The sequence below is a fragment of the Planctomycetaceae bacterium genome (assembly GCA_041398825.1).
GTDB lineage: Bacteria > Planctomycetota > Planctomycetia > Planctomycetales > Planctomycetaceae > F1-80-MAGs062.
In genome coordinates this window covers 421,317-435,154 of sequence record JAWKTX010000003.1, presented here as the reverse complement: position 1 = coordinate 435,154, position 13,838 = coordinate 421,317, and the positions used below count along the sequence as shown (strand labels likewise).

Here is a 13,838-nt window from a genome sequence, read left to right as displayed (position 1 = left end):
GAATCTCCACACGGCCAATCTCGTGATTTCAAATCTGCATGAACTATGCCAACTGAATCGGACCGGATTACAGTCGTCCGGCGACTTCTCCAGTATGTTTTGAAATACCCGCCCCACAGCCTTCCAGAAATTGAATTCCAGCAATGCCAGTGACAGAGCCAGGGCAAGACCTATCCGAACTTCATGACAGGCTGCAGAAGCTGCGGAACACTCTTGGACGTGTCATTCGAGGCAAGGACGATGCGATTCGACTGATTCTCACAGCAATCGCCGCTGGTGGCTCCATACTGATGGAAGATGTCCCCGGTGTCGGCAAGACGACACTGGCCAAAGCCCTGGCCAAGCTGTCCGGCGCCGAATTTGGCCGCGTTCAGTTTACCCCGGATCTGCTGCCGAATGACATCCTTGGCTCTTCAATCTACAACCCCAGGGATGGCACCTTTCGTTTTCAGCAGGGGCCCGTTTTCTGCAGTGTCCTGCTGGCAGATGAAATCAACCGGGCTTCCCCGCGAACACAATCCGCTTTGCTTGAGGCGATGAGCGAAGGTCAGGCGACAATTGAAGGTGTCAGGCACGATCTGCCAAAGCCATTCATTGTTCTGGCCACTCAAAACCCCGTGGATTTCCATGGCACCTATCCGCTTCCCGAAGCTCAGCTTGACCGCTTCCTCATGCGCGTCAGCCTTGGCTACCCGGAGAAGGAAATGGAGGTTGCGATGTTGTTCGATCAGGCTGTCGCGTTACCAATCGATGACCTCACACCGATACTCAATCAGGCAGACATCCTGTCAATTCAAAAACACGTGCGTGAGATCACAGTCGAACAATCTGTCGCTGAATACATGATTGAGATCGTGAACAGCACCAGATACCACAACATGCTGAAACTAGGTGTCAGTCCGCGTGGTTCACTGATGCTGTTTCGCGCAGCTCAATCGGCAGCCATGCTGGACCAGCGTTCGTATGTACTTCCGGATGATGTCCAGCTGGTCGCTGCTCCTGTGCTGGCCCATCGAGTTGTCCGGACATCGAAGGCACGCTACAGCGGAATCATGTGTTCGGACCTGATCAGAGAAATCGTGGAATCCCTTCCGGTTCCGGCATGATTACGCTGGAACAAGCGGATTCGATTCGGGGAAGAATGGCCCTGTGAAACGAAAGACGAAACGACTTTCTGAAGGTCATCTGGCCTTTCGTCTGACACCGGCCGGGCGCGTTTGCTTCTTCCTGATCGGCATCAGCGGGCTGGGTTCTGTCACCGTTCAACTGCCGGTCTATCAGTTCTTTTGCGTCCTGACCTGCGTCGTCCTGTTCGCGGAGGCATTGGGACAGTTGTTTCGGCCGAAGCTGTCCGCGGTCCTGACGATGCCATCAAGTATACAAATGGGGCAAACCGTCTGCGGAACACTGACCATTAGAAACATCGGTCGATGGCCTGTTTTTGACATCATGGCCATGTTTCATGGACTTCCACGGCCAATCCGGCACGCAAACAAACACGAGATGATTCCTTCAATTCGTGCAGGTGAGTCTGCCGAACTTCCCGTCACACTCTCCACCTCCACACGCGGTATTTATGACCTGCCCCCGTTGCGAATCCACAGCACATTCCCCTTCAATCTGATGCGATTTGGAAAGTGCACGGCACTCGCTCAGCCACTGCATGTCCTGCCGGACTTTCACATGATCCCGGAACTAAACATCCCAGCGGGCTCACGTCATCAACCCGGTGGGATGTTGCTGCAAAAACACGATGGCAATTCTCCTGAATTCGTGGGAAACCGGGAATACAGTTACGGCGAACCGGCGTCGCGAATTAACTTTCGAGCCTGGGCAAGGCTTGGACGACCCGTCGTGCGCGAGTACATGGATGAATTCTGTATGCGCGTCGCCATTGTACTCGACACCAGGGTTACGCCCACCAGTCGATGGAACCCACTGAAGATTCCGAACGCTGCATCAAATAAGAATCTTGAAGCGGCCATCTGTTTTGTTGCGAGCCTTGCAGCATCAATGCAGACTGCCGAATCACTTCTGGATATGTTTGCGGCCGGACCCGAATTACATGTTTTCCGTGGTGCAACCGGCGCCTATCACTTTGATCGCCTTCTCGAGATTCTTGCTGGAATTGGCTCCACAACAACAAATCCTCTTCCGGAATTAACTCCAGCCGTCACTGAAGAGCTGAAGTCAATTTCAACGGTATTCTGCGTGTTTCTGCACTGGGATCTCGAACGACAAACTCTCGTTGATGGCATTCATGCTGCTGGTTGCGAATTCAGGGTGGTGCTTGTAAACGAATCCGAATCGGAACTGCCGTTTCCGGAAGACGGCGTCCAGTTTATCCGGATGGCACCGGACACAATCGTCAATGGCGAGGTACTGAAATTATGATGCCGCCAGTGGACAACGCACGATCATTCGTTTCTGCGAATCCTGCGCAGAGAATCGTTGCTGTCTGCTTTCTGAGTCTTCAGTGCCTTTTACTATGGAAGCTTATGGATGGCATGGCCGGAGCCATCATTTATCTGCTTCTGACAGTGATCGCATGTCAGGTCTCACGGAGACAATGGCTACCGCCACTTCGTTTCTTACGATGGGCATCCGTGATAACGATCTGTCAGGGCATAAAGTATTTCACCTTACCACACGAACTTTCGCCTCAGCATACGTTCGTCTATTCAGAACTTGCCTATGAAATTGTCTGCCTGCTGATCCTGCTGCAGATCTTTCTTCTGGCGACGATTCCATGCAGTCGACGCCTTCCATCCCGATTTCCGATTCTGGGTGGACTTGCCATCGTCTTTGTCGGTGACGTTCAGGTCACTGATGCAGAACGCTCGCTCTACGCAGTGTCCGGCTCGCTGGGCGTAATGATGATTATGCTGCTGCTGAGCGAACGGCGCACATATTCCCGCATACAGACGAATGTCGCGTTACGCCGCTTTCTATTCAGCCTGCCAGTGGTTCTGGGCTCGCTGGCCGGAGCACTCGGATCACGAATCCTGGCGGAAAACGAAAAGACGCTGTCCTCATGGATTGCTGACCTGACCGACACGGAAAGTCGTGATGTCTGCAGTGGATTCACAGGCCGGGCCGGGCTGCACAGCATCACAGGCTGGTCCGAATTCTCGGGCGAAACAATGATGCTGCGAGTTCATGGTGCAAACTCAGTTACCTATCTCGGCGGCTGTGCGTTTGATCATTTCGACAACAATGTCTGGACAGCAAGTCCGGCTGAAAGTCAATTACGAGAGATTTCATCGGACGACATCTCCAGCTTTGTCAGAGAGGATGATGGCATCTACCGCCTCAAGCCCGGCCGACTCGCATCACCGGAATCAGTGGTTGATATCTGGCCTGAGCAGGGTGCCGGCGGGCAATACTTCCTCTTACCACGGTCGGCCAACTGTCTCATCACGCAGAAAGGCGCGTATACACAGGATTCTTCCGGCAATGTGAAACGCAAGTCACAGCACGCTGAAAATCACTATCGAGTCCTGCTGCCATCAAAGTCTCGAAGCGTTGATCTGACTGATAATGACCGTTCTCTCTACCTTCAGCTGGCGGTGAGCCTGGACGAACGAGTTACAAAGGCGGCTCATAGTATTTGCGATGGAGCCGAATCGGCACGAGAAAAGATCAGACGTGTTGAAAACTACTTTCACAACAATTTCGAGTATGGAACGCGCGTCTACATTCCTCGTCGTGAAGACCCACTTGGATACTTTCTCGAAAACAAACCCGCTGCCCACTGCGAGTATTTTGCAACTGCGGCAGTCGTGATTCTGCGTGAAGCGGGCGTCCCCGCAAGATTTGTTACGGGATATGTTGCAGGAGAAAGGAGCTCAACCTCAGGCTTCTGGATTGCTCGACGCAAGGACGCGCACGCCTGGGTCGAAGCCTTCGACGAAGAACAAAGTCGCTGGGTTCTTGTCGAACCAACTCCGGGTACGGGCGTACCTCAAGCGAGGGAGACATCGGGGCTGGCCGCATGGCAACAGGCCATACGTATGTCCATGACTCGATTCATGGATTCCATAAAACGAATACGACTCTATAAGTTCGTCACCCTCATTGCTGCTTTAGGTGGCCTTTGGTACCTGACTCCGCTGATTTACTCGCTGTTGACCAGGATCAAACGATCAAAGGATCTTTCAGATCCGCGAACAAAGCCTGAATTCATATCGCACCTGACCAACGCAAGAATTTCTGTGGAACTCATGCTGAAACGATCCGGCTTCGAACGCCATTCAAACGAAACCGTGCACCAGTTTGCAGCCAGAATCGGAGCCGCCCAACCGACGCAACAGCAAGAGTTGTTCGTCCGTTGGTACGAGTTGTACGAGAGTCTGCGATTCGATCCCCATTCGCATCAATCGATCGAGCAGCTGATTCAAATCACAGGACAACTTCGCGACCAGGGCCAGCCAGGTGGCACAACATGAACTGATGTCATGTCAGCGGCCTACATGAGTCCCCGGCGGCGGAGTTCCGAGACAACCTGCTGCACAATCGCACCAACCTCTTCACCCGACGATGATGGATTTGAATCTCCCACAGGACATCCACCAACAGGTTGATCGGTAAAACCGTGCTGAGAAAGGAGACACTGTAATTCTCTGCTCAGCACAGTCAGATCAGTACGCTGATCGTCCGACAATGGTTGTCGCCCCTGTCCCATGCGGAAGCCACGTAGTTCAACGGCAGCGCGGAACCCTTCTGGAAATTCGGCCGAATAGATCATCGTGTCAAACAGGCGGATCAGGTCATACTGCACTTCGCGTGCTGCATCAATCTGATAGCTGGTCGTCAGGTCATACAATTTGCGGGTCAATTCCGGCACAATACCCGAACTGGCATTCGTCCCCCCATCACACCCCACCAGCAACATGGGCATCAATGCGGCATCCCAGCCAGTCAGAAAGGCAAAATCCGGGCGATTGGGCTTAACAGCCTGAATCATGCGGATCATGTGGGGAATATCACCGGAAGAATCCTTGATCGCGACGATCTTTTCGCACTCTTCCGACAACCGCTGGATTGTTGGAACATCAATCGGACTGGCAAACATCGGGATGTTGTAAAGAGTCACATCGATCGGAGTGTTCCGACCAATCTCCCTAAAGTAAGCATAGACTGACGCAGGACTCAGTTTGTAATAGAACGGTGCCACGATCGCGACGGCGCGAATCCCCAGAGAATGATAATACTCACACGCCCGGATCGTCTCTTTCACATTGGCTTCCGCGGCCCCGGCCAGAATTGGAACGCGTCCGCGTACCTGATCTGCAATGATTGCCAGAATTCGCCGTCGCTCCTCGGGAGTAAACCGTGTGAACTCCCCTGTGGATCCATTCGGGTACAGTCCGTGGACCCCGCGCGAAATCAACCAGTCGACATAGCGTCGAAGTTCAGGTTCGTTGATGTCACCATCTGATGAGTAAGGAACCAGATTCGGAGTAAAGATGCCCTTGAGCGGTGCCTGTGACATAATGAATCTCGACGGATAGAACGTTCACGAAGGGTTTGTCGATCGGGAAGATCAGGTCAGCATTGTGGCTTGTCAGGTTAAGCGAACAAAAGCATCGAACCAGGAAATCAGTCCGCACTTCATCATTCGGAATCCGAAGCAGAGCGTCCCACTTCGTCTGGCCGTTTTCCCAGGACAACGATTGCTCCGACTATGACGGCCATTCCCAGAGGCACTGTGATCCACCAGGGAACGCCAAAACCCATTGGCAAATACCCCGTCAATAGTGAAAACACCCCCGCCAGCAAAGCATACGGAAACTGAGTGTTCACATGCTTCAAGTGATCACAACCGGAGGCTGCCGAAGACAGCACCGTTGTATCTGAAATCGGGGAACAGTGATCACCAAAAATTGCACCTGCCAGTATGGCCCCAACCGTTGCGAGAAACACAGTGCTGGATGCAGAAAACTCTGTTACGCCACCCTCCGTTGATAATGACCAGCACAATGGAATGAACAACGGTGTCAGCAGGGCCATGGTCGTGAATGAGCTACCGATGGAAAGTGAAATTGCTCCGGCAACAATGAACGCAATGGAAGGCAGAAACTGCGGCCGAATCGAATCACCAACGCGGTTAATGATGAACCCGGCCGTATCCAGTTTGTCCGGACGACAAACATCAGAAACCGCCCATGCAAGAATAAGAACGATAACTGCCGGAATCATCGAACCCACGCCGCGAGTCCAGCTGGCAGAACATTCCTCAAACGACATTTTTCGCCAGAAAAATGGCAACAGGAATGCTATCACTGACGCAATAAACGAAGCGATCAGCAGCAACCTGTAAGAATCAACATCATTCAGAAAACCAACAATCACCAGACCAACAAGCGTCACAACGGGAAGAACGGCAAACGCCATGTTCCCGGTGACAACCGCTTCCTGGACCTGCGGGTTCATTGCGGGAGCACGCCGCCACGCTTCACGTTCGGCTGAAAGCATCGGACCAAAATCTTTGCCAGTCTTCGCGATGGTAGCCACCATCGCCAGCGCCAGTATCGGATATATCCGATACGGTATGCTCTCGTAAAAGACCGTCGATGCTTCGGCTTTGATTCCGGCAATGGCAAGCCCCGCAGCAATTTGATCAATCTCAAATGCAACCCACGTAGAGACAACGGCGAGGCCTGCGATGGGGGCTGCTGTCGAATCGATCAGAAATGCAAGCTTCTCCCGTGAGATCCTGAGTCGATCACTCAGCGGGCGCATGGCTCCTCCAATCAGCAATGCGTTTGCGTAGTCATCGAAGAAGACAACCAGTCCCATCAACCAGGTGAGCAACTGGCCGCGTTCCCGTGTGTTAGCGTACTTTGCCATTCGGTTTACAACAGCCTGGGTGCCACCACTGTCATTCATCAGTCCGATCATCGCCCCAAGAAACACCGTGAACAGAATTACCGAAGCATGATCAGAATCTGCCAACTGGTTCTGCAGTGTCGCGCAAAGCTGATTGATCGCCCCCGGGATGTCTGTAAAGTTGTGATACAACAGGCACCCTGCGAATGTCGCCAGGATCAACGAGACGTTGACGTCCCGGATCACAATTGCCAGGAGAATGGCAATGACTGGTGGAACGATGCGCCACCAGTCACTCAGCCGACTGGGCTGTAGCTGCGTGGCGATAACACTTTCGCCCTCGCGAATGGTCAATCCACTTTCTGAAATGGAAATGTGCCGCCCATCAGCAACATCTGAATTGAGCACAAGAATGCCATCGTCAAAATCTGCAACGCATTCGAATGGTTCAAACGGAACTGAAGCGTCCACCTGAGGTTTTCGTCGCGTCATCCCGCTGACGGTCACAGGACCATTAAAACGAAGCGGTGCTCCGTCAGCACCAACGGCCTGAATTCTGATCTCTGAAACAGCTGCACCATTCGGCAGAGATTCAGGCTCAATCAGAATCGCACCTGTGAGCTCAGAATCTGCTGTCTCAGTGTTGGCATCACTCTGCAGCGGCGTACCACCCGCCTCCACCGCTGGCATTGCTGACAGGCTGATGAGCATCAGAACTGTTTTCAGGTTCAACCCGTTCATCTATTCGACCTTCTCCTGATGTCAGCTGAATGCATCCCACATCGCATGCATGCCGCAAAGCCTGAATGGCCGTAAATATTAGCCACCAGCGTCCTCAAGTTGATATCAAGTCGATGATGAACGAGCACAAAACAGGACGAATTGCCGCGCCGCGCGATGCTCTATCGCTCCTGATACGGCAACCAAAAAGAAAAGCTGCCCTCTCACGTGAGATGGCAGCTGTCTGAATTCTGGTTTCGAATGCATTCTTTCCGGGCGCGATCTGCAATTAATTTCGCGGCAGTTTTTCCGCCAGTTCCTCCATTTTGTCAAGGATGTCTTTGGCTTCGTCCCGCCCCCTGGCATTCTGCAGTTCCTGCATCTTGTCCATGATTGCGGATACTGTCGGCTTGTGTTCATCGGAAAATTTATTGGGATCCAGCGAATGGGTATCTTCCATCGCGGTCTGGATTTCCATACTGGCGACCAACATTCCTTCACAAGCTGATCACGCGTGGAAAAACCGGCAATGCATCCTGCATTCAATGTCACACCGAGGCCAAATACGCGGCAAACATTCAGCAACACACGCATCATGCCCCTGCATCAGCCGGTAGCAATTGTCTGAATTGCCATCGTCGACAAGACAATTCCGTGAAGTCGATACTTCATAGGTCACATTTTCTCCGTAGCAAGTCTTCGAATCCAGTGCCGAAACAGGCAGACAGATGCCCCCGTTTCGTTTGTGCCGCCGAAGACTGGAATTGAATTCTACAGAACATGGAATGGCTGCTTCGCCTGATGTCCTGACGATAAAAAAAGATTCGGTCTGCAAGAAGAGACTCTGGCAAACAACAGTCTGCCAGAGTCATTTCAGTTTGAAATCACGGCAGCGTTGCTTTAGAACTCGCCGAGAATTTCGCCGCCTCTGATTGTCAGCAAGCCACGGTAGAGTTCGCGATCGATATTTTCGCTGATGAATCGTGCAGCTTCCGTCACACATTGCAAACTGGGCTCCTCCGGTGTGGCGACTGCGTGCCGTGTTTCCACCGCGGCCATCACCACCGCAATCCAGACACAACAGTTGCTTATCGCCGGCGCCCGCTTCCGCAGAACGCGGGGCAATCGGCCCACGGTGTTCGATTGCCGTTGTTATCCATCGCCGGAGCGTTCGGGGTTGCTATCCCATTTGGCCCGTCATTTGGACGATATGGCGATGAATTCACTGTCCCCGTATAACCGCTGAAAATTGCGCTGAGGCATGGCCCCATGCACCACGAAGGTCACCGTTGCTCAGTTCCTTCAGAATTTCACCAACGGCAATTGTGTTGCTTGTCCCGTCCTTCATGTCTCGAAAGCTTGCGCTTTAACGACGAGGAGGAGAACCCGCACCTCGCATGTGAAACGGACCAAGGTTCGCGCCAGTCCAGCCCGGCTTTCCGTCAACACCATTGCCACCTGTGTTCTCCTGAGCGTATCCACCACCATAGTTGGCAGCGTAGTTCCCTTTCGCATAAGGCCCCCCAGGACGGCTCCGCCAGCAGGGCCACTACCAGAAGCTGCCGCCGTGTCACTGTCACTTGGACACTTCATAAAGGACAACTCAACACCAATGACATTCCGTGTCCAGCCGCGTGAGGAGACTGATCGTAGGAACTCTTGCTGGAATCCCACTGATTAAACAGGTTGGCCTGCTCAACATAGGGCAACAAAGCAATCGCCCAGGTGGTGCCCCAGTCTTCGTCGCGGAAGCTGGTTCCGCAAGGGTCAGGATTGGCCGGCGAAGCATTGGCACACGTAGCGCCCCATCGGAAACTGGTCATACACATCATGATAATTGTGCAGTGCCAGCGCAAGTTGCTTCAAATGATTTCGACATTGAGTCCGTCGAGCGGCTTCTCGAGCCTGCTGAACGGCAGGCAACAACAACGCGATCAAGATGGCGATGATGGCGATGACCACCAACAATTCAATCAGCGTAAATCCCTTCTTCAGGTTCCTCTTCATTCGAATTTTCCTCCGGGTCGCAAAAAGAAGTTCGGTAAAAGTTCATCTCCCACTGGCTATTTTTATTCTATTTAATAAATTAACACAATCGAAAACTCCAGTTTGTGAGAAAACACCGAAATGCCACTGGCCACCTGTCTGCGCTTGTGACAGAGCCGGCTTTTCTCCCTTTTTTACCCGCGGATCACCTGACCTCGGGAGCTTGAGGCGGCGTCAGCGTGAAGAAGTTTGTTCCGGGATTTGTCCTTCTTGCAACCATCGCGACACTTCTTATCTCAAGTTTAATAACTAGCGATGGGATGGATCCGGTAAAATCTAAGGCCCGTTTGCCATCGAAACCTGCTGTCGAGGCCGGCAGCCTTCCTTCCTGCAATACAGAAGATGGATTTGTATCCGCCACCGCCTGCAGGGAATGCCACGAACCCGAATTCAACAGCTGGTTCAAAACGTGGCACCGCACAATGACACAGGAAGCCTCTGACGAGAGCGTTGTCCCGTCGTTCAACGACATCCATCTGACCAGCCGGGGACGCGAGTACCATCTTCATCGTCAGGGTGACGAATTCTGGGTCGATACCGTTGACCCTGGTGCAGAAATGCGTGCCTACATCAACGGCCAGTCGGACAGTTCCGTGAATCTTCCGTCCGTTCATCGACAGATTGTAATGACAACAGGTTCACATCTTCATCAGACATACTGGATGCAGAATCCCAACGGGACACTGGTGCAGTTTCCGTGGGTCTATCACATTGACAGCCAACGCTGGGTCTATCGGATTGATTCTTTTCTGAGTCCACCGCGTGACACAGTCACGTTCAACATCTGGAACATGAAATGCATTGGTTGTCATGCCACCGGCGGGGAACCCCGGATGAGTGGACCGACCAGATCCATGCACAGTGTTGGAGAACTGGGGATCAGTTGTGAAGCCTGTCACGGCCCCGGTTCTGAACATGTTGAGCTGGCAAAGAATAAGTCGACCGATGTGAAATCTGCGGTCGCCCACCCGGGAACTATGGATCCTGTTGAATCCGCAAAGGTTTGCGGACAGTGTCACGTGATTTCGCGTCAGAAGAATGAACCATACTTCCTGACGCACGGTGACCCGTATCGCCCCGGAAACGATAAGTTTGACACATTACGCGAGGTCGTCCTGTTCGGAGAAGATCGCCAGGTCCAGCAGGACCATTTTCCGACCATGGTGAAAACAGGGTTCTGGCCGGATGGAACTGTCCGAACGGGCGGGCGCGAATACAACGCATTACTGTTATCCGCTTGTTATACCAGGGGCCGCGGCGTCTCAAAGATGACCTGCACATCGTGTCATTCCATGCATCAGTATGAGTCGACAAACAAGCTGATCACGCGTGGAAAAACCGGCAATGCATCCTGCATTCAATGTCACACCGAGGCCAAATACACAGCAGACATTCAGCAACACACGCATCATGCCCCTGCATCAGCCGGTAGCAATTGTCTGAATTGCCATATGCCCCACACTTCCTACGCCCTGTTTGGAGCAATCAGGTCACACCGGGTGCAATCCCCCCGAATTCCAAATAGCGGCCCGGGGGTCAGACCAAACGCATGTAATCTTTGCCATCTTGATCAGACACAGCAATGGGCAGCGGAGATGCTGAACCAGTGGTATGAACTGAAACCGCCGAATCTTACGATTCAGGATCAGACCGTTTCGGCTGGTGCAACCTGGGCCACTACAGGAGATGCCGCTCAACGGGCCATTGCTGCATGGCACCTTGGATGGCCCGAAGCCCGTTCGGTGTCTGCGACTTACTGGAAGATCCCTCTCCTTGCCGATCTCCTTCTGGATCAGTATTCCGCTGTTCGATATCTCGCATTCGAATCTCTGCAGAAACTTCTGGGTGACCAGTGCCCCCAATACGATTTTGATGGCCCCTTGCCACATCGCGAGTCAGTTCGGCAGGAAGTCTTGTCCCTCTGGAAAACGATGAGCAATGACGGACAGACCGAACTCATGCGACAGACATTACTGAACGGGGACGGAACCCGAAATCAGCAACTTGTCGACTCACTTCTTGAGCAGCAGGACCAGACTCCAATCGCAATTGTGGAGTGAAGGAGAATATCGCCAGAAAGTATCCCCTGTATTACGCTGGGGAACTTAGCGTTAAGGGCAGTGCGACGTGGAATTCACATCCCCCGTCATTCGGAGTATTGCATTGAAACATCAGGCCATGGTGCAGCCGAACGACCTGCCAGGCAAGGCTCAGCCCAAACCCCAATCCTCTGCCCGCTGATCGACCCGAGAAAAATGGATCGAACAGGTGGCGGCGAACATTCGCATCGCGGATACCCGGCCCGCTGTCTCGAACAAGGAGTTCCGCAATATCCGCCACGCGGCTTTTCTTCAAGACAACGGTCACCGCCCCCGCCTGCCCTGTTCCGCGCACAGATTCGATGCCGTTGCGTACAAGATGGCTCACCAGTAAAGCGATTTGCGTTGAATCGACTTCTGCTGCCAGACGGGACTCCGAACAACGGAATTCGACATCCACAGGTGAGTGTCGCTCATTGTCGGTGTGATTGGCCGCCGTGTTTACAGCAGCATCCTGCACAACCGTCACCAGATCGGCTTGGGCAGGTGTTGCTGCGGGCGGTCTGGCAAACAGCATGGCATCACCGATCATATCGCGTATACGCCATGCCTGACTGCCAATCGTTTCCAGGCTCTGTCGTTTGTCGATTTCACCTTCGAGACGCAGCAAGAGTTGTGTTTGTCCGAGAATACTGCCCAGCGGGTTATTGATTTCGTGCCCGGCCCCCGCAGCAAATTCAGCCATCGACTCCAGATGCTGCGGACTGGGGAAAAGGACAGGGAAATCAACGGATCGTGCAAGCAGACTTGCCGTCACACTCCGGAGCACGCAAACCGCTTCTTCGATCAAACGTTCCGGTTCACCGCAAACAATCAGACTACTCAGCAGTCCCGGCCACTGAAAAACGCTTGGGTGAGGGTCAGGATGACCACCAGGCACCATTCGAATCAGAGCATCTTTGGCAAGCAGGGACGAATACGGTTGCCGGACCTCGTCTGATTTGAATTCCAGGCGATCCTGCGAACGCGGTCGACAGGATGTCAGCAGCAATGTAGATGCATCAACAGGGGTCACCAGAGTTGCTGACGCGGCGCCGCAGATTCGCACCCAGGACTCTACAATCAGTTTTGCCGATTCGGCAAACAAAGGTTCGCCGACAACGGCACCAGCAAGCCTCAGCAGAAGGTGCTGCATTTCACACGGACCCGGGGAAGCGGCAAGCTGCTGCTCCATCATCTGGCTCTCAACATCAAACGCCAGCAGCGGTCATCTTTCGACAACCGCTGCAGAAATGTCATGCTGTCAACACGCCCCATACATCAGGCCGTCAGCTGTTCGATATCCAGCAGACCACAGATGTTCTCAATGAGGTCATCGACTTCAAACGGCTTCTGAAGGAAATGATTTGCACCAGCATTCTTGAGGTCCTGAATCTTATCCTGTTCAACCATCCCGCTAATGCAGATGATTCGAACATCATCAAGCGTCGAGTCACTTCGGACTCGCTGGCAAACTTCTTTCCCGTTGATGTCCGGCAGCATAACATCAAGCACGATGATATCGGGGTGATACTCTTTGACCATCATTCCCGCGTCGAAACCGTTGTTCGCCGTTCGAACTTCGAAACGACCATCGGCTTCCAGAGCGTCTGTGATCAGTTCCACCAGTTCCTCATCGTCATCAACAATCAATGCCTTTCGGCGACCGCTCTCCAGCGCGTCCGTAGGAATGCCATTTTCCTTCATGAACTTATAAAGGACGTCACGCGGAATTCGCCGAAACCGCGAGCCTGGAACTCGAAAACCCTTCAGCTGCCCCGAATCAAAACACCGGATGATGGTTTGCTGACTGACCTTGCAGATCTTGGCAGCTTCGCCGGTAGTGAACACTGTTTTCATGCAACACAATCCGTTCTGTGGAAAAGCGATGAGCTGCAACAGGCAGCTGTTCATCGTCCGACTCTTTGCCGGACGCCATCCTTGACGCTCTGGCGTCTGCAAGATGCCGTGGGATCATCCACAGCACCATGGTGTTATCGCAAAGTCCCGCCAACCGATGCGGCCGCCGGGATTTCCCGTCGTTGTGGAAAGACGCAGTTACCCGAAATCACTCCGAGCTACAAACATCCCTCAACCGTCCCATTCATCAACTCACCCGATTGTATCTATTCGCTAAAGACCGTCAACGGCAGTTTTATTGCG

At 53.0% G+C, this 13,838-nt stretch carries 11 protein-coding genes and 1 pseudogene; 4 read left to right on the top strand and 8 right to left on the bottom strand.

Translation table 11 applies throughout. The annotated features are described in order from the left end of the window. Positions 1-143 precede the first annotated feature (143 nt). The 3 genes from R3C20_07975 to R3C20_07965 are packed head-to-tail and all read left to right on the top strand — an operon-like array spanning position 144 to position 4,448. Positions 144-1,106: a MoxR family ATPase gene (locus tag R3C20_07975; GenBank protein MEZ6040428.1), complete on the top strand. Its 963-nt coding sequence runs from the start codon at positions 144-146 to the stop codon at positions 1,104-1,106. A gap of 43 nt (positions 1,107-1,149) precedes the next feature. Then, positions 1,150-2,394 (top strand): DUF58 domain-containing protein, encoded by a 1,245-nt coding sequence (locus tag R3C20_07970; GenBank protein MEZ6040427.1) that lies wholly within the window; start codon positions 1,150-1,152, stop codon positions 2,392-2,394. Then, positions 2,391-4,448 carry a transglutaminase-like domain-containing protein gene (locus R3C20_07965; GenBank protein MEZ6040426.1) on the top strand — a complete coding sequence of 686 codons (2,058 nt, stop codon included), beginning with the start codon at positions 2,391-2,393 and terminating at the stop codon, positions 4,446-4,448. The genes R3C20_07970 and R3C20_07965 overlap by 4 nt, the downstream gene beginning before the upstream one ends. Positions 4,449-4,468: 20 nt before the next feature. Here R3C20_07965 and R3C20_07960 read toward each other — a convergent pair whose 3' ends face one another. From R3C20_07960 to R3C20_07935, 6 genes and pseudogenes are all read right to left on the bottom strand, one after another. Continuing rightward, entirely contained in the window at positions 4,469-5,494 is a 1,026-nt protein-coding gene (locus R3C20_07960; GenBank protein ID MEZ6040425.1) for a dihydrodipicolinate synthase family protein, read from the bottom strand. Between the two features lie 122 nt (positions 5,495-5,616). Further along, positions 5,617-7,572, bottom strand: coding sequence for a Na+/H+ antiporter NhaC family protein (locus R3C20_07955; GenBank protein ID MEZ6040424.1), 1,956 nt, complete (start codon positions 7,570-7,572; stop codon positions 5,617-5,619). A 268-nt stretch (positions 7,573-7,840) separates the two neighbouring features. Then, the gene (locus tag R3C20_07950; protein MEZ6040423.1) at positions 7,841-8,044 is read right to left on the bottom strand and encodes a hypothetical protein; all 204 of its coding nucleotides are present in this window, start codon (positions 8,042-8,044) and stop codon (positions 7,841-7,843) included. A gap of 375 nt (positions 8,045-8,419) precedes the next feature. After that, a complete protein-coding gene (locus tag R3C20_07945; protein ID MEZ6040422.1) occupies positions 8,420-8,632 on the bottom strand; it encodes a DUF1559 domain-containing protein in 213 nt (70 codons plus the stop codon). Positions 8,633-9,140: 508 nt separating this feature from the next. Beyond that, positions 9,141-9,374, bottom strand: coding sequence for a DUF1559 domain-containing protein (locus R3C20_07940; protein ID MEZ6040421.1), 234 nt, complete (start codon positions 9,372-9,374; stop codon positions 9,141-9,143). Further along, positions 9,361-9,558, bottom strand: a pseudogene (locus tag R3C20_07935) (DUF1559 domain-containing protein). The gene R3C20_07940 and the pseudogene R3C20_07935 overlap by 14 nt, the downstream one beginning before the upstream one ends. A 461-nt stretch (positions 9,559-10,019) precedes the next feature. Here R3C20_07935 and R3C20_07930 point away from each other — a divergent pair. After that, the gene (locus tag R3C20_07930) at positions 10,020-11,657 is read left to right on the top strand and encodes an ammonia-forming cytochrome c nitrite reductase subunit c552 (GenBank protein MEZ6040420.1); all 1,638 of its coding nucleotides are present in this window, start codon (positions 10,020-10,022) and stop codon (positions 11,655-11,657) included. A 31-nt stretch (positions 11,658-11,688) separates the two neighbouring features. Here the strand turns inward: R3C20_07930 and R3C20_07925 are convergent, their stop codons facing one another. Then, a complete protein-coding gene (locus R3C20_07925) occupies positions 11,689-12,831 on the bottom strand; it encodes a HAMP domain-containing sensor histidine kinase (protein ID MEZ6040419.1) in 1,143 nt (380 codons plus the stop codon). A gap of 125 nt (positions 12,832-12,956) precedes the next feature. Beyond that, entirely contained in the window at positions 12,957-13,535 is a 579-nt protein-coding gene (locus R3C20_07920) for a response regulator (protein MEZ6040418.1), read from the bottom strand. Positions 13,536-13,838 lie beyond the last annotated feature (303 nt).

Coding starts and splice junctions, on each gene's coding strand:
- R3C20_07975 (MEZ6040428.1), top strand. CDS start 144: ATGCCAGTGACAGAGCCAGGGCAAGACCTATCCGAACTTCATGACAGG.
- R3C20_07965 (MEZ6040426.1), top strand. CDS start 2,391: ATGATGCCGCCAGTGGACAACGCACGATCATTCGTTTCTGCGAATCCT.
- R3C20_07960 (MEZ6040425.1), bottom strand. CDS start 5,494: ATGTCACAGGCACCGCTCAAGGGCATCTTTACTCCGAATCTGGTTCCT.
- R3C20_07955 (MEZ6040424.1), bottom strand. CDS start 7,572: ATGAACGGGTTGAACCTGAAAACAGTTCTGATGCTCATCAGCCTGTCA.
- R3C20_07950 (MEZ6040423.1), bottom strand. CDS start 8,044: ATGTTGGTCGCCAGTATGGAAATCCAGACCGCGATGGAAGATACCCAT.
- R3C20_07940 (MEZ6040421.1), bottom strand. CDS start 9,374: ATGACCAGTTTCCGATGGGGCGCTACGTGTGCCAATGCTTCGCCGGCC.
- R3C20_07930 (MEZ6040420.1), top strand. CDS start 10,020: ATGACACAGGAAGCCTCTGACGAGAGCGTTGTCCCGTCGTTCAACGAC.
- R3C20_07925 (MEZ6040419.1), bottom strand. CDS start 12,831: ATGCAGCACCTTCTGCTGAGGCTTGCTGGTGCCGTTGTCGGCGAACCT.
- R3C20_07920 (MEZ6040418.1), bottom strand. CDS start 13,535: ATGAAAACAGTGTTCACTACCGGCGAAGCTGCCAAGATCTGCAAGGTC.